Genomic DNA, 15,451 nt, shown 5'->3' with positions numbered 1-15,451 from the left:
CAAGAATCCCGAAGTGGATGGTTTTACGGCTGCACGCAGCCGATCGCAGCCTTCGTACCTCGTCAGCGACTACAGTGACCTGTTTGCAGCGCGACAGTGCGGCGTCGAAGACGGGGCGGTAACTCCTACAGGGTAGGGGTATAGATCGTAATTTACGGCCGCAACAACGCGCTGCTCAGCGCTGCAACCATCCGTGGTTTGGCGCTGTGTGCGTGGCTGATCAGGACGATCTCGCGGTGGTAACGCCCGTCGCCCACGGGCTCTGCCACACAACCGCTGGCCCAGCGTTCAAAGCCGGACCAGCGCGGTACCAGGCTCACGCCCAACCCTTCAGCGGTCAGCAGGGCGATGGTTTCCAGGGCGTCCAGTTCCAGCACGGCGGTGGGCAGCACGCCGTAGTCTTGCAGGTACTGCGACGCATGCCGGGCGCCCCAGGCGTCAGGGTCGTATTGAATGTAGGGCTGGCTCTGCAAACGCAGGTTGACGCTCTCGGGCGAGGTTTCACGGGCGATAAATACCAACGGTTCCCGGCGCAGCAACTGCGCATTAAACCGCTTGGCCAGATCAAAGGGCGGTGCAACCACAATGACGGCATCCAGCTCATTGGCTTCCAGTGCCTGAAACAGCGAGTGTGAAGTGCCCGGCACAATGATCGGCTTTAGCTGCGGGCTTGTGCCGCTCAAGGTGCGCAAGGCGGCTGGCAGGATGCCGGTGAGCGCGGTTGAAATTGCGCCGATGCGCAGCGGGCCGGTCAGCCCCTCAGCGTCGGCATCGCCGGCCAACAGCGCTATTTCATGGGTGATGCGCCGTGCTCTGGGCAATAAGTCCAGGCACGCCGCGCTAGGCTTGGCCTCATGCCCGACGCGCAGCAACAACTCCAGCCCCAGTTGGCGTTCCAGGGCGACGATGCGCTGGCTGATCGCGGCCGCGGTCAATCCTTCAAGGCGTGCAGCTTTGGCAATGGACCCGCATTCCACCACTGCGATCAGGCTTTTCAGGTAGCGCGTATCCATAAGAATTAATTTCGTTCTGGAAAAAAATAACAGGTTATCTCTTTTGAGCATGGCGCGGCATGATTTCTGCCCTGGTCATGTGGCCGCATCCGGCTCAAGGAGCTTGCTGTGAAATCGCTATTTCATTTCGCTTACCACGTTCACGATCTGGCCGCTGCGCGTGGGTTCTATTGCGGGGTTTTGGGCTGCATCGAGGGGCGCAGCACTGAGACCTGGCTGGACATCAGCTTTTTCGGCCATCAATTGTCATTGCATCTGGGCGAGCCGTTTGCCGTCACTAATACCGGCAAAGTGGGCGAGCATTGGGTGCCCATGCCGCATTTCGGGGTGGTGCTGGAAATGCCGGACTGGCTGGCGTTGAAAGCGCGGCTGGAGGATCGCCACGTCGACTTTGTGATGGTGCCTACCCGACGCTTTGTGGGAACGCCGGGTGAACAGGCGACGATGTTTTTTCTTGATCCGTCGGGCAATCCCATTGAGATCAAAGGATTCACCGATTGGTCATCGGTGTACGCCGTTTAACACCCTTAAAGCCAAGAGGTGAGTTCAACCATGAGCCTTCTAGACACCGCCGATGCCGGGATGATTGCCGAGCAGGTGCGCACTGCGCGTATCAGCCCCAGCGAAGTCGCTGAGCATTTTTTGGCGCACACCGATGCGCGCGAAGCTGACATCCAGGCCTTTGTTTCGCTGGACCCCGCCGCGCTGCGCACGCAAGTGGCGCAGTTGAAAGGACCTGCACTCAACGGTTTGCTCGCGGGTGTACCGGTGGGCGTCAAGGACATCATTGATACCCACGACCATCCCACGTGTTTTTACTCTCCGATCTATCAAGGTAACCAACCCTCGCGCGATGCCCATGTGGTGACGCTGCTGCGCCAGGCGGGCGCGCTGATCATGGGCAAGACCCATACCACCGAGTTTGCCTATATGCAGACCGGGCCAACGCGTAACCCCCATGACTTGAACAGAACACCCGGCAGTTCCAGCGCCGGTTCTGCTGCGGGCATGGCGGCCGGGTTTTTTCCTCTGGCGCTGGGCACGCAGACCGCGGGTTCGTTGCTCAAGCCTGCGTCGTACTGCGGCGTGTATGCGTTCAAACCGTCCTACGGGCTGGTCTCGCTGGAGGGGATCAAGCCGCTGGCGCCGAGCTTTGACACGTTGGGCTGGTATGGGCGCTCGGTGGGGGATCTGGCTTTGGTCGCGCAGGTGTTGATTCCGGGGCTGACCAGCAGCCCGCGGGCTAGTGGGCGCAGAGCGTTTGGATTTTGCCGCACGTCACGCTGGGGCGACATTGATCAGCCGGTGGCCGACGCGTTGCTGGCGTCACTCGACGTGCTCCGCGCGGCGGGGCACACAGTGACGCAGGTCGAGTTGCCGGAGGCTTTTGCCGGGGTGTTTGACGACCATCTGTTGATCAACGATTGCGAGGGTGCCCGCTCGCTGGCCAAAGAATGGCACGCCAGCCCCGAGTTACTCAGCCCGCAGGTGGTGGCCATGATCGAGCGGGCCCAACAGACCACGTGGCAGCAGGAAACCGCCGCCAAGGCCCGCCTGGCCGCGCTGGCCCCGGTCCTCAAAGCGCTGTTCGCCCCCTATGACGCCATGCTCGGGGCTAGCTGCGGCATGGTCGCGCCCTTGGGGCTGGAGGCCACAGGGCCGTCTGACTTCTGCAAGTGCTGGATGGCATTTGGCTTGCCGCAGATCAACATACCGCTGCCCAGAGCGCCGGGTGAACTGCCCGTCGGTCTGCAAGTGGTGGGGGATTTTCGCAGCGACAGCCAACTGCTGGACGCAGCGCAGCACGTCGACAGTGCACTGAACGGTGGGCTTACGGTGGGGTGATGTCGCGCTCCACCGGCCCTGCATCCGGGTCAAACCCCTGTGGGTATTTGCCTTTTAGCTGCCAGGCAAAGGCAATGATTTCAGCCAGGGTTCGGTACAACTCCTGCGGGATGCTGTCGCCCAGCTCCATGCGCGCCAATAATCTGACCAGCTCAGCGTTCTCATAAATAGGCACTTCGTACTCGCGGGCCAGTGCGAGGATGGCTTCGGCCAGTGCGTCGTCGCCTTTGGCGGTCAGGGTGGGCGCCTGTTTGCCGTCGTACTTGAGGGCAATCGCCTGACGCGGTTCGGTGGGTGTGCTCATGCGGTTTCGTCGACCCAGCGTTGTTCAAGGGGAGTATGGCCATGGGCGGGCGGGGTGCCCTGATGGCAATCGAGATCGGTCACGCTCAGCCCCGCGTCCTTCAGACGCTGGCGCAGTACGCCCAGTTGGCTGGCGATCAGTTCGGCGGTGGCGCTGTATTGCGCCCATAACTGGCCAGACAGGTTGCCGCGCAGCAGTTGTGCCTGCACATGCAGCGGGCCCAGCGGCGTGAGGTCAAAGGCCAGTTCAACCCGCCACAGTTGATCTTTGCTTTCGCGGTGTTCGCGTTTGTCTTCAGGCCCTTGCTCGGGTGGATCTTCACGCTGGAACTTGACCTGCAACGGCACGATGTCGTGGGCGTTGCGCAGGGGTATTTCCAGTTGCCAGGTGGTCAGCAGGCTACCGTCGGCGGTGCGCCCGCTTTGTTCCAGGCTAGACAATTGATGGCTTTGCAGGCGCGAAATGGCGGCGGCGGCGAGCTTGAGCAGGTTTTCCAGGCTGTCTTCGCCTTCGCCCCGTTGCAGCAGGCGCGGCGGCAGCGGAAAACCGCCCGGCTGCGGTTTGGCGCTGACTTGCCCTAGCATGCCCAGCGCATTGCGCACAAACGTCGGCAGGGCTTGCGCCTGGGTGCTGGCGGCGACACCGGGGTTGAAGGTGGGGTTGGCCGGCACGCCGGGCACCATTTGCGCAATCAGTCGCAATAAGATGGCTTTCATGTCGGGGGCGAGGTTTTGTAACTGCCCACCGAGCAGCTTGGCTTCGAGAAACGCGCCGCTGTTGAGCAGGGCGTTACTGAGTGTGGCGGGGTTGCTCAGTTGTTGTGGTGTAGGCAAACCGCTCAACAACTTGTCGATAGAGGCGCGCAAAGCGTCGGGCATGCTGTCGCTGGGTGGAAGTTTCTGCAAGGCATTCAACAAGCCGTCGAGCGAGCCCTGGCGGCTTTGCTGGGCGGCCAGTTGCTGAGTAATTGCCAGTTGGTCTTGCCGGCCGCTCAGGGGCACGAAGCTCAGGCTCTGGCTGCCTTGCACTTGCGCGGTCAGCAAGCTGTCGACGCGCAAAGGTCGCGGGCTGTCGACGGTCAGGGTGCTGCCGCTCAAGGCGCTGTTAAGCAAGGTCACCAGTGAGCGATACACGGCCGGTTGCCCGGCGGCTTGCGCCAACACTTGGGTGCTCAGCACTTTGCCTTGTACTAACGTGCCCACCGGCAGTTGCTGCGGATCAAGGCGGGTGAGGGCGCTGGCATTGTTGCTCAGGGCTTGTTGCAGGCTGACCGCCAGGCTGGCGGGCGAAGGTTGGGTCACCGACAGCAGCGTGCCCAGAGGCAGCGGCTGGTTGCTGCTGACCTGCACGTTGGTTTGGCGACCGCTGTCCAGGGTCAGCTTGAGCAGCAACTGAAACACCGCATCGCCCTGTTTAAGTGACAGCACTTGCGCCTGGGCGCTTTGCCCCGGACTGATCAAACCCTCGAGCGGTTGCAGCAACTTGAGCACTTCACCGCCTGCTGCACCGGGGCGTACGGGATTGGACGCAGCAGGTGGGATGGGTGGAATATTCATGTCGCTTTTCATTGTTACAACCTTATGAATATGCCCTCTTTAGAGTAGGACATGGCATGTATAATGCTGCCCCATCGTTTAAGGTGCCTAAAAACAACACAATTCTTTGATCCAGCTCTCTTAAACAGGCCGCAAATGTATCTATCCTGCATCACTTTAACGGCCACGCCCGGGCCGACTTGAACCGTGAAGGCCTCAACGACGTGACCAGCCCTCTTTTAGAAACCGTATCGCTGACCTGTGAGCGTGACGGGCGCCTGTTATTTGAAAATCTCGAATTGCGACTCAGCCCCTGCGACATGCTACAGATCAGCGGCCCCAACGGCAGCGGCAAGACCAGCCTGCTGCGCTTGTTGGCGGGCCTGATGCAGCCCACCGAGGGCGAGATTCGGCTGAGCGGGCAACGGTTGAACGAGCAGCGTGCAGAACTGGCCAGTAACCTGCTGTGGATCGGCCATGCGGCCGGGATCAAAGACTTGCTGAGCGCCGAAGAAAACCTGCATTGGCTGTGCGCCCTGCATCGCCCGGCGAGCCGTGAGGCGATTTGGGCAGCATTGGCCGCCGTGGGTTTGCAGGGTTTTGAGGACGTGCCGTGCCACACCTTGTCGGCCGGGCAGCAGCGGCGCGTTGCTTTGGCCCGGTTGCATCTGGACAGCCCGGCGCTGTGGATTCTCGACGAGCCGTTTACCGCGCTCGACAAACAAGGCGTTGCGGCCCTTGAAGAACACTTGGCCAGCCACTGTGAGCGGGGCGGCATGGTGGTGTTGACCACGCACCATACCTTGACCCGCACACCTGCCGGTTATCGCGACATTGATCTGGGGCAGTGGGCCGTATGAGTGTGTTTGCATCGTTGTTGGCCCGTGAAGCGCGCTTGTTGTTTCGCCGCCCTGCCGAGTTGGCCAACCCGCTGGTGTTCTTCGCGATAGTGATCGCGATGTTCCCGCTGGCGGTTGGACCTGAGTCTCAATTGTTGCAAACCTTGTCTCCCGGACTGCTCTGGGTGGCAGCGCTATTAGCGGTTTTACTCTCGCTGGACGGGCTGTTTCGCAGTGATTTTGAAGACGGTTCACTGGAACAGTGGGTCCTTTCGCCGCACCCTCTGGCGCTACTGGTGTTGGCCAAGGTGCTGGCACACTGGGCGTTTTCCGGGCTGGCACTGGTGATTTTGTCACCGTTGCTGGCGCTGATGCTGGGATTGCCGGTGGCCTGTTTGCCGGTGCTGTTGTTGTCGTTGCTGCTCGGTACGCCGGTGCTGAGCTTGCTCGGCGCGGTAGGTGCCGCGCTGACCGTGGGGCTTAAACGCGGCGGCTTGCTGCTGGCGTTGCTGATTTTGCCCTTGTATATCCCGGTGCTGATTTTGGGCAGCGGGGCTTTGCAAGCAGCTTTGCAAGGCATGCCTGCGACCGGTTATCTGCTCTGGCTTGCCAGCCTGACCGTGCTGGCCGTCACCCTTACACCTTTTGCAATAGCGGCCGGCCTGAAGATCAGTGTCGGCGAATAAATAATGAGGTCTGGCCCTGCACAGGCCAGTAAAGACCCGCGCGTTGATGAGGCCGTGCACAGGCCGCGTCAAAGCACCGTGATGGAAACAGCGTGATGAACTGGACTTGGTTTCACAAACTCGGCTCACCCAAATGGTTCTATGCCATCAGTGGACGTTTACTGCCCTGGCTGAGCATTGCCGCCGTGCTGCTGATGGTCGTCGGCGTGATCTGGGGCCTGGCTTTTGCGCCACCGGACTACCAGCAAGGTAATAGTTTCAGGATCATTTACATCCATGTTCCGGCCGCCATGCTGGCGCAGTCCTGCTACGTAATGCTCGCGGTGTGCGGGGTGGTGGGGCTGGTCTGGAAGATGAAAATCGCTGACGTCGCGCTGCAATGCGCCGCCCCCATCGGCGCGTGGATGACCGCCGTGGCGCTGGTGACCGGGGCCATCTGGGGCAAACCGACGTGGGGCTCGTGGTGGGTCTGGGATGCGCGCCTGACCTCGATGCTGATTCTGCTGTTTCTGTACTTCGGCCTGATTGCCCTGGGCAACGCCATTACCAATCGCGACAGCGCGGCCAAGGCCTGCGCGGTGCTGGCGATTGTGGGCGTGATCAACATCCCGATCATCAAATACTCGGTGGAGTGGTGGAACACCCTGCACCAGGGCGCCACCTTTACCCTCACTGAAAAACCGGCGATGCCGGTGGAAATGTGGCTGCCGTTGCTGCTCACCGTGCTGGGTTTTTATTGTTTTTTTGGCGCGGTGCTGTTGCTGCGCATGCGCCTCGAAGTGCTCAAGCGCGAAGCGCGCAGCAGTTGGGCCAAGGCTGAAGTGTTAAAAGCGCTGGAGGGTACGCGATGAGTTTTGCTTCTTTCAGCGACTTTGTCGCCATGGGCCAGCATGGCCTGTATGTGTGGTCGGCCTATGGCATTTGCCTGGCGGTGCTAGCGCTTAACGTGGCGCTGCCGCTGACGGCGCGTCGGCGTTATCTGCAACAAGAGGCGCGTCGTTTGCGCCGGGAGAATTCGAAGTGAATCCGCAGCGCAAGAAACGTTTGATCATCATTTTGGCGATTCTGGTGGGCATCGGCGCGGCCGTTGCCCTGGCCCTGAGCGCGCTGCAGCAAAACATTAACCTGTTCTACACGCCGACCCAGATCGCCAATGGCGAAGCGCCATTGGACACGCGGATCCGCGCGGGCGGCATGGTTGAAAACGGTTCGCTGAAACGCTCTGGCGACTCGCTGGACGTCGAATTTGTGGTCACCGACTTCAACAAGGGCGTGACCATTCAATACCGTGGCATCTTGCCGGACCTGTTCCGCGAAGGGCAGGGCATCGTTGCGTTGGGCAAGCTCAACGCCCAGGGTGTGGTGGTGGCCGACGAAGTGCTGGCCAAGCATGACGAGAAGTACATGCCGCCCGAGGTGACCAAGGCGCTGAAGGAGAGCGGCCAATCCGCCCCGGCACCGGCTAACGAGGTTAAGTGATGATGTCTGGACTGTTTATTCCTGAATTGGGCCACCTGGCCATGATTCTGGCGCTGTGCTTTGCCATCGTGCAGGCCATCGTCCCGCTGCTCGGTGCCTGGCGCGGTGACAAACTGTGGATGGGCCTGGCCCAGCCTGCGGCCTGGGGGCAATTCGCTTTTATGCTGTTTGCCTTCGGTTGCCTCACCTACGCCTTTATGGCGGACGATTTTTCGGTCCGCTACGTGGCCAGCAACTCCAACAGCGCCTTGCCGTGGTACTACAAATTCAGCGCCGTGTGGGGCGCTCACGAAGGCTCGCTGTTGCTCTGGGCGCTGATTCTGAGCGGCTGGACATTCGCCGTGTCGGTGTTCTCGCGCCAGTTACCGCAAGTGATGCTGGCCCGCGTGCTGTCGATCATGGGCATGATCAGCGTCGGTTTTTTGCTGTTTCTGATCCTCACCTCCAACCCGTTCGCACGCCTGCTGCCGCAAATGCCTGCCAATGGCAACGACCTTAACCCGCTGCTGCAAGACATCGGTCTGATCGTGCACCCACCGATGCTGTACATGGGGTATGTCGGTTTCTCGGTGGCCTTTGCCTTTGCCATTGCGGCCTTGCTCGGTGGTCGACTGGACGCCGCATGGGCGCGCTGGTCGCGGCCGTGGACCATTGTCGCGTGGGCCTTTCTGGGGATTGGCATCACCTTGGGTTCGTGGTGGGCGTATTACGAGCTTGGCTGGGGCGGCTGGTGGTTCTGGGACCCGGTTGAAAACGCCTCTTTCATGCCATGGCTGGTCGGCACGGCGCTGATTCACTCGTTGGCAGTGACCGAAAAACGCGGCGTGTTCAAAAGCTGGACCGTGCTGCTGGCCATTGCCGCGTTTTCGTTGAGCTTGCTCGGGACCTTCCTCGTGCGTTCCGGGGTGCTGACGTCGGTGCATGCGTTTGCGGCCGACCCGGAGCGCGGTGTGTTTATCCTGATCTTCCTGCTGTTTGTGGTGGGCGGTTCGCTGACGTTGTTTGCGCTGCGTGCGCCCGTGGTCAAAAGCCATGTCGGTTTTAACCTGTGGTCCCGTGAGACGCTGCTGCTGGGCAACAACCTGATTCTGGTGGTGGCCGCGTCGATGATTCTGCTCGGCACCTTGTACCCGCTGATTGTTGACGCGGTGAGCGGGGCGAAAATGTCGGTCGGCCCGCCGTACTTCAATGCGCTGTTTATCCCGTTGATGGCCTTGTTGATGGTGGTCATGGCGGTGGGTGTGCTGGTGCGCTGGAAAGACACCCCGGTCAAATGGCTGCTGGGCATGTTGACCCCGGTGTTGCTGGGCAGCGCGGCGCTGTCGGTGATTGCCGGTGTGGCCTATGGCGACTTCAACTGGGCGGTGATCGCGACCTTTATGCTGGCGGCCTGGGTGTTGCTGGCCGGGGTGCGCGACATCGGTGACAAAACCCGTCACAAGGGCCTGGTCAAAGGCCTGCGCAGCCTGACCCGCAGTTATTGGGGCATGCAGATCGCGCACTTGGGTATCGCGGTGTGCGCGCTGGGTGTGGTGCTGTCGAGCCAAAACAGTGCCGAGCGCGATCTGCGCCTGGCGCCGGGCGAGTCGATGGAGCTGGCCGGTTATCAGTTCATTTTTGACGGCGCCCAACATTTTGAAGGGCCGAACTTCACCTCGGACAAAGGCACCGTGCGGGTGCTGCGCAATGGCAAGCAAGTGAGCGTGCTGCACCCGGAAAAACGTTTGTACACGGTACAAAGTTCGATGATGACCGAGGCCGGTATCGACGCCGGTTTTACCCGCGACCTGTATGTGGCGCTGGGTGAACCGCTGGGCGATGGCGCCTGGGCAGTGCGGGTCCACGTTAAACCGTTTGTGCGCTGGATCTGGCTGGGCGGTTTGCTCACCGGCTTTGGCGGTTTGCTGGCGGCGCTGGACCGACATTATCGAGTCAAGGTTAAAACCCGCGTGCGCGACGCGCTGGGCATGAAAGGAGAAACAGCATGAGACGCTGGCTAATGCTGGCCCCGCTGGCGGTGTTTTTGGGCATGGCGTGGTTTCTGTACAAAGGCTTGTATCTGGACCCGACCGAACTGCCGTCGACCCTGATCGACAAGCCGTTCCCGGCGTTCAGTCTGCCAGCGGTCGAGGGCGGAAAAACCCTGACCGAAGCCGACCTCAAAGGCAAACCGGCACTGGTTAACGTCTGGGCCACCTGGTGCATCTCGTGCAAGGTCGAGCACCCGGTGCTGACCAAACTGGCCGAGCAGGGCGTGGTGATCTATGGCGTCAATTACAAGGACGTTAACGAAGACGCGAAAAAGTGGCTCAAGGAATTCCACAACCCGTACCAGTTGGACATCAACGATGAAGCCGGTTCGCTGGGCTTGAACCTGGGTGTGTACGGCGCCCCGGAAACCTTCCTGATCGACAGCCAGGGCATCATCCGCCACAAGTTTGTCGGCGTGATCGACGAGCGCGTGTGGCGCGAACAACTGGCCGGCAAGTATCAGGCGCTGGTTGACGAGGCCAAGCCATGAAGCGCTGGTTAGCAGCCGTGGTGTGCGGGCTGGCCTTGACCGGTATCGCCCATGCGGCCATCGACACCTATGAATTTGCCAATGACGCTGAGCGCGCGCGTTTTCGCGAGTTGACCCAGGAACTGCGCTGCCCCAAGTGCCAGAACCAGGACCTTGCCGACTCCAACGCGCCGATTGCCACCGACCTGCGCCGCGAAATTTTCCGCATGCTGGGCGAGGGCAAGGACAACCAGCAGATCATCGACTTTATGGTCGACCGTTACGGCGACTTCGTGCGCTACAAACCGGCGTTGACCAGCAAGACCGTGGTGCTGTGGTTCGGCCCGCTGGCTTTGTTGGTGGGCGGTGTAGTGGTGATCGGGGTGATTGTGGGGCGTCGCCGTCGTACAGCGCGGGCCGAAGCTTCGGACACTCTTTCTGCCGAGGAGCGTCAGCGCCTCGCTACCTTGCTGGATAAAAACCAAGATGATTGATTTCTGGCTTGCAGCAGGCTTGCTGCTACTCATCGCCCTGAGTTTTTTGCTGATCCCGGTGCTGCGTGGTCGTCGTGCCCAGCGTGAAGAAGATCGCACCGCCCTCAACGTGGCGCTGTACCAAGAGCGCGTGGCGCAATTGCAGGCCCAGCGTGAAGAGGGCGTGCTGACCGAACAACAATTGCAAAGCGGTCGCGACGAAGCCGCGCGTGAGCTTCTGGCAGACACCGAAGGCGTGGCGCCGGGGCGCAGTTCCAGCTTGGGCAAGGTAGTGCCGATACTGGCGGCGTTGATGGTGCCGGTGCTGGGTGTAGGCCTGTACCTGCACTTTGGTGCCAGTGACAAGGTTGAACTGACCCAAGAGTTCGCCACGCCACCGCAATCGCTAGAGCAAATGATCTCTCGTCTTGAGCGTGCCGCTGCTGCCCAGCCGGACTCGGCTGAGAGCTGGTACTTCCTGGGGCGTGCCTACATGGCACAAAACCGTTCGGCAGAGGCCGCCAAGGTGTTTGAGCGCGCCGTGGCGCTGGCCGGGCGCCAGCCCGAGCTGTTGGGCCAGTGGGCGCAGGCGCAGTACTTTGCTGATGATAAAAAGTGGAGCGACAAGACCCAGGCCCTGACCGACGAAGCCTTGAAGGCTGACCCCAATGAAGTCACCAGCTTGGGCCTGCTTGGCATTGCGGCGTTTGAGGGCCAGCGTTATCAGGAGGCCATCAATTACTGGCAGCGACTGCTCAATGAACTGCCTATAGGCGACCCGTCCCGCGAAGCGCTGGAGGGCGGCATCGAGCGCGCCCGCGGGCAATTGCTGGCCAGCGGCGGCAAGGTTGAAAGCGCCCCCGTGCCTGCGGCGCAGGCGTCGATCAAAGTCAGCGTCGATTTGGCTGATGCTGTCAAAGCCAGTGTGTTGCCGGGCGACAGCGTGTTCATCTTCGCTCGCGCCGTGTCGGGCCCGCCGGCCCCGTTGGCGGTCAAACGCGTGACCGTGGCGGACCTGCCGATCACCGTGGAACTGAGCGATGCCGACGCAATGATGCCGCAGTTGAAACTGTCCAACTTTCCTGAAGTCCAACTGGTTGCGCGCATCTCCCGTGCAGGCCAGCCCACCGCTGGCGAATGGGTAGGGCGCGGCAAACCGCTGCCCAACAGCACCCAGACGTTGCAACAGCTGACAATCGACAGCCCGGATAAATAAATTCATCAGGGCCAAATCTGTGGGAGCGGGCTTGCCCGCGATGAGATCGGCAAGGTGTAACAGATACACCGCGTCGTTTGCATCGCGAGCAAGCCCGCTCCCACAGGTCCTTAGGACTTGCACGAGACCCCGTTATGGCCGTATTTGCTCGAATCACCCTGCTTAGCCTGGCCATCGGCCTGAGTGCTTGCTCGGTTCATCAACCGTACGAATCCACGCCGCCTACGCCACCCAGTCCGATCCCGCAACCCTCGGACAAGCCGCTGCCGGACATGCCCATCCCGCAGCCGCCCAAACCGTTGCCGCGCACCTCGGCCACCTTCGCCCCGCCACCGGGCGGCCCGAGCCACTGGGACGCCCGCTTGGGCGTGTATGTGCTGGATGACCAGAGCAACATCTTCTATCGCCAGCGCACCTACTACCGCTGGGACAACGGCTGGAGCCGCGGGATCAGCCCGAACGGGCCCTGGGAAGAAACCGATACCAGCGGCGTACCGCCGGGGTTGAGCCGCCAGTTCAAGTAACGCCTAGGATTACCTACCTTTTGTAGGAGCTGCCGCAGGCTGCGATCTTTTGAAAAAAACGCGCCTGCATAGCGGTAGGATGGCCCATTCACTACACAAGGAACCCGCCATGAGTCTCTTCGATTTCAAGCAAGTTGATGTATTTAGCACGGTGGCCCTCAAGGGCAATCCGGTGGCGGTGGTGTTGAATGCCGACGGTTTGAGCGATGAGCAAATGGCCGATTTTGCGCGCTGGACCAACCTCAGTGAAACCACGTTTGTGCTGAAGCCACAAAACCCCGAGGCGGATTATCGGCTGCGGATTTTTACTACCCTGCGCGAGTTGCCGTTTGCCGGGCACCCTACTTTGGGCAGTTGCCACGCCTGGCTCGAAGCCGGTGGCAAGCCGCGTGGTGAGGAGATCATTCAGGAGTGTGCGGTAGGCCTGATCCGGATCCGCCGCAACGCAGGGCAATTGGCCTTTACCGCGCCGCCTCTGTTGCGTACTGGGCCGGTCGATGAGGCGTTGTTGCAGCGTGTGTGCCAAGGCTTGGGCATTGAGCCGCACGCTGTGCAGCAAGCGCGCTGGGTCGATAACGGGCCGGGCTGGTTGGCGCTGCTGCTGGCGGATCGCGAGCAGGTGCTGGCGCTGAAGCCGGACTACTCGCAATTACACGGTCTGGCCTTGGGTGTGGTGGCGCCTTGGTCGGCTGAGCGTGATGGCGCTGAGGCGCAGTTTGAAGTGCGGGCCTTTTTGGCGGGCGACGGGATGCAGGAAGACCCGGTCACCGGCAGTTTGAACGCAGGCTTGGCGCAATGGTTGATTGCTGACGGCTTGGCGCCGCAACGTTATGTGGCCAGCCAGGGCACGGCCTTGGGGCGGGCCGGGCGGGTGTTCATCGAGCAGGTCGGCGAGGACATCTGGGTCGGTGGCGCTGCGGTGACCTGTATCTCTGGCACGCTGAGCCTTTGACCCCCATCAGGCACTTTTAGCTTTTGTGATGCGCTTGGGCTTGGGCTTGGGCTTGGCCTTGCTGGCCGGGCTTTTGCGTTTTTTCTTCCAGGGCGGTGTGACGCCCGCCGGGCTGGCCGGGCCGCTGATGGTCATGCTCATGCCGCTGCAGCGCTCGATGTGTTTGCTCATCCAGGCAGCCTGCTTGGCGACGAAGATATCAAGGGACATTTCGCCGCTTTGCACCATGTCCAAAGCCTGTTCCCAAATGGCGGTGGTGCCGGGGTCGGCGATGGCGCGGGGCACCGCGTCGATCAGGCTGAAGGCCGGAGGCGTGGCGGCCAGCGCCTTGCCGTTTTTGATCAGGTAGCCGCGATCGAGCAAGCCTTGAATGATCCCGGCACGGGTGGCTTCGGTGCCGATGCCGGTGGTGTCTTTGAGCTTTTGCTTGAGTCGCGGGTCCTGGACCAGTTTGGCGACGTTTTTCATCGCCTTGATCAGGTCACCTTCGGTAAACGGCTTGGGCGGTTGGGTCCACAGGTCTTTGAGGTTGACGTTGGCAACCGCGCAATCAAGCCCTTCGCGTAAGGTCGGCAAGGGTTGCGGGGCCGGGGCTTCGCGACCTTTGGCCGGGGCCAAAGCTTCGGGCAGGGCGCGCTTCCAGCCGGGTTCGACGATTTGCTTGCCGACGGCCCGCAAGTGCTGGCTCGCGCAGTCGAAATCAGCCTGGGTGCGGTCGTATTCATGGTTAGGCAGAAACTGCGCCAGGTAGCGGGCACGAATCAAGGTGTAGACAGCGCGGTGTTTGCCGCTCAGGCGTTCGAGGTTCTTCGCCGCTGCCGTGGGGATGATGCCGTGGTGGGCGCTGACCTTGGCGTCATTCCAGGCCCGTGAACGGCGTTGCGGGTCGAGGTGCCCGGCCAGTGGCGCAAGGCTGGGGTCGGCCTGGCGCAGGGCGGCCAGTATGGAGGCCGCCTCGCTGTGCTGGCTGAGCGGCAGGTAGCCGCAATCGCTGCGGGGATAAGTCACGACCTTGTAGGTTTCGTACAGCGCCTGGGCGACGTCGAGGGTTTCTTGCGCGCCGAGGCCGAGTTTTTTTGAACACACTTCTTGCAGGGTGCCAAGGTCGAAGGGCAACGGCGCGACTTCGCGCATGCGCTCGGTGTGCAATTTGCTGACCCGCGCGTGGCGGGCGTTGCTGATGGCGGCAGCAGCCTGTTGCGCGTGGGCCTGATTGAGACAGCGGTCCTGATCGTCACAGGTGTCGGGATCGGCCCGCCATTGCGCGGTGAACAGTTGCTCGTCGTGCCTGAGTTGCACATCGATCGCCCAGTACGCCACCGGCACAAAGTCGCTGATGCTGCGATCACGGTCGACCACCAGGCGCAGGGTCGGGGTTTGCACCCGACCGACCGGCAACACCCCCTGATAGCCGGACTTGCGCCCGAGCAGGGTGAACAGGCGGCTCATGTTCATGCCGATCAGCCAGTCGGCCCGCGAGCGGCCCAGCGCAGAGTGGTAGAGGTTAAAGGTTTCGGCGCCGGGCTTGAGTGCCGCCAGGGCTTTGCGAATGGAGGCGTCGTCCAGTGCGGATAACCACAGGCGCTGGATAGGCCCGCGATAGCGGCAATGCTCGACCAGTTCGCGGGCGATCATTTCACCTTCGCGGTCGGCGTCGGTGGCAATCACCAGTTCACTGGCCTCACCCAGCAGGCGTTTGACGGCTTTGAACTGGCTGGCGGTTTTGGGCTTGACCCGCATCTTCCATTTGTCGGGGATGATCGGCAGGTCGGCCAGCACCCAGCGCTTGTAGCGCTCGTCGTAGGCGTCTGGCGGGGCGGTTTCGAGCAGGTGGCCAATACACCAGGTGACGGTTGCAGTGGGGCCCACCCAGCAGCCATCACCGCGTCGGCTGGCGCCGAGCACGGCCGCAATATCTTTGGCCTGGGAAGGTTTTTCACACAGAAACAGCCGCATAGCTCCACTCATTCATGCATCGCAGAAGAGGTGCAGCATGGGCAGTCATTGGCTGGAGATCAAGCGTTTTTACTGTGTTTTTGTACAGGTGGTGAGGGCGGGCTTGCTTCGCGAGCTTTCAGAACGTCA

At 61.5% G+C, this 15,451-nt stretch carries 17 protein-coding genes; 13 read left to right on the top strand and 4 right to left on the bottom strand.

Annotated elements, in window-relative coordinates:
- Positions 1 to 152: 152 nt before the first annotated feature.
- Positions 153 to 1,013 (bottom strand): LysR substrate-binding domain-containing protein, encoded by an 861-nt coding sequence (locus tag AAEZ03_RS13695; RefSeq protein ID WP_350579349.1) that lies wholly within the window; start codon positions 1,011 to 1,013, stop codon positions 153 to 155.
- A 108-nt stretch (positions 1,014 to 1,121) separates the two neighbouring features.
- Between AAEZ03_RS13695 and AAEZ03_RS13690 the strand changes: the two genes are divergently transcribed.
- Both AAEZ03_RS13690 and AAEZ03_RS13685 read left to right on the top strand, forming a co-directional pair.
- Positions 1,122 to 1,535 carry a VOC family protein gene (locus tag AAEZ03_RS13690; protein WP_350579348.1) on the top strand — a complete coding sequence of 138 codons (414 nt, stop codon included), beginning with the start codon at positions 1,122 to 1,124 and terminating at the stop codon, positions 1,533 to 1,535.
- A gap of 30 nt (positions 1,536 to 1,565) precedes the next feature.
- A complete protein-coding gene (locus AAEZ03_RS13685) occupies positions 1,566 to 2,858 on the top strand; it encodes an amidase (protein WP_350579346.1) in 1,293 nt (430 codons plus the stop codon).
- Here the strand turns inward: AAEZ03_RS13685 and AAEZ03_RS13680 are convergent.
- Positions 2,845 to 3,162, bottom strand: a complete 318-nt coding sequence (locus AAEZ03_RS13680) for an EscU/YscU/HrcU family type III secretion system export apparatus switch protein (protein WP_350579344.1) — start codon at positions 3,160 to 3,162, stop codon at positions 2,845 to 2,847. The genes AAEZ03_RS13685 and AAEZ03_RS13680 overlap by 14 nt on opposite strands.
- Entirely contained in the window at positions 3,159 to 4,730 is a 1,572-nt protein-coding gene (fliK, locus tag AAEZ03_RS13675) for a flagellar hook-length control protein FliK (protein WP_350579342.1), read from the bottom strand. Before fliK ends, AAEZ03_RS13680 begins: the two co-directional genes overlap by 4 nt.
- A 191-nt stretch (positions 4,731 to 4,921) precedes the next feature.
- Between fliK and ccmA the strand changes: the two genes are divergently transcribed.
- The 11 genes from ccmA (at position 4,922) to AAEZ03_RS13620 (ending at position 13,366) form a co-directional block, all read left to right on the top strand.
- Positions 4,922 to 5,557, top strand: a complete 636-nt coding sequence (gene ccmA / locus AAEZ03_RS13670) for a cytochrome c biogenesis heme-transporting ATPase CcmA (protein WP_262122960.1) — start codon at positions 4,922 to 4,924, stop codon at positions 5,555 to 5,557.
- Positions 5,554 to 6,222 carry a heme exporter protein CcmB gene (gene ccmB, locus AAEZ03_RS13665; RefSeq protein ID WP_048390373.1) on the top strand — a complete coding sequence of 223 codons (669 nt, stop codon included), beginning with the start codon at positions 5,554 to 5,556 and terminating at the stop codon, positions 6,220 to 6,222. Before ccmA ends, ccmB begins: the two co-directional genes overlap by 4 nt.
- 92 nt (positions 6,223 to 6,314) lie before the next feature.
- A complete protein-coding gene (locus tag AAEZ03_RS13660; protein ID WP_173430622.1) occupies positions 6,315 to 7,073 on the top strand; it encodes a heme ABC transporter permease in 759 nt (252 codons plus the stop codon).
- Positions 7,070 to 7,246, top strand: coding sequence for a heme exporter protein CcmD (gene ccmD / locus AAEZ03_RS13655; RefSeq protein ID WP_048371340.1), 177 nt, complete (start codon positions 7,070 to 7,072; stop codon positions 7,244 to 7,246). Before AAEZ03_RS13660 ends, ccmD begins: the two co-directional genes overlap by 4 nt.
- The gene (gene ccmE, locus AAEZ03_RS13650; protein ID WP_178110195.1) at positions 7,243 to 7,701 is read left to right on the top strand and encodes a cytochrome c maturation protein CcmE; all 459 of its coding nucleotides are present in this window, start codon (positions 7,243 to 7,245) and stop codon (positions 7,699 to 7,701) included. Before ccmD ends, ccmE begins: the two co-directional genes overlap by 4 nt.
- A complete protein-coding gene (locus AAEZ03_RS13645) occupies positions 7,701 to 9,689 on the top strand; it encodes a heme lyase CcmF/NrfE family subunit (protein WP_350579339.1) in 1,989 nt (662 codons plus the stop codon). Before ccmE ends, AAEZ03_RS13645 begins: the two co-directional genes overlap by 1 nt.
- A complete protein-coding gene (locus AAEZ03_RS13640; RefSeq protein WP_123751613.1) occupies positions 9,686 to 10,222 on the top strand; it encodes a DsbE family thiol:disulfide interchange protein in 537 nt (178 codons plus the stop codon). Before AAEZ03_RS13645 ends, AAEZ03_RS13640 begins: the two co-directional genes overlap by 4 nt.
- Positions 10,219 to 10,695 carry a cytochrome c-type biogenesis protein gene (locus AAEZ03_RS13635; RefSeq protein ID WP_350579336.1) on the top strand — a complete coding sequence of 159 codons (477 nt, stop codon included), beginning with the start codon at positions 10,219 to 10,221 and terminating at the stop codon, positions 10,693 to 10,695. Before AAEZ03_RS13640 ends, AAEZ03_RS13635 begins: the two co-directional genes overlap by 4 nt.
- The gene (gene ccmI, locus AAEZ03_RS13630) at positions 10,688 to 11,890 is read left to right on the top strand and encodes a c-type cytochrome biogenesis protein CcmI (protein WP_048371329.1); all 1,203 of its coding nucleotides are present in this window, start codon (positions 10,688 to 10,690) and stop codon (positions 11,888 to 11,890) included. Before AAEZ03_RS13635 ends, ccmI begins: the two co-directional genes overlap by 8 nt.
- A gap of 134 nt (positions 11,891 to 12,024) precedes the next feature.
- On the top strand, positions 12,025 to 12,414 hold the full coding sequence (locus AAEZ03_RS13625; RefSeq protein WP_350579333.1) for a hypothetical protein: 390 nt from the start codon (positions 12,025 to 12,027) through the stop codon (positions 12,412 to 12,414).
- Between the two features lie 109 nt (positions 12,415 to 12,523).
- A complete protein-coding gene (locus AAEZ03_RS13620) occupies positions 12,524 to 13,366 on the top strand; it encodes a PhzF family phenazine biosynthesis protein (RefSeq protein ID WP_278938944.1) in 843 nt (280 codons plus the stop codon).
- 6 nt (positions 13,367 to 13,372) lie between these two features.
- Here the strand turns inward: AAEZ03_RS13620 and AAEZ03_RS13615 are convergent, their stop codons facing one another.
- Positions 13,373 to 15,322, bottom strand: a complete 1,950-nt coding sequence (locus AAEZ03_RS13615; protein ID WP_350579331.1) for a DNA topoisomerase III — start codon at positions 15,320 to 15,322, stop codon at positions 13,373 to 13,375.
- Positions 15,323 to 15,451 lie beyond the last annotated feature (129 nt).

This window comes from Pseudomonas sp. HY2-MNA-CIBAN-0224 (assembly GCF_040310285.1).
Lineage (GTDB): Bacteria > Pseudomonadota > Gammaproteobacteria > Pseudomonadales > Pseudomonadaceae > Aquipseudomonas > Aquipseudomonas helleri.
The sequence above is the reverse complement of the archived record's forward strand: the minus strand, read 5'-3'. Positions and strand labels throughout refer to the sequence as shown.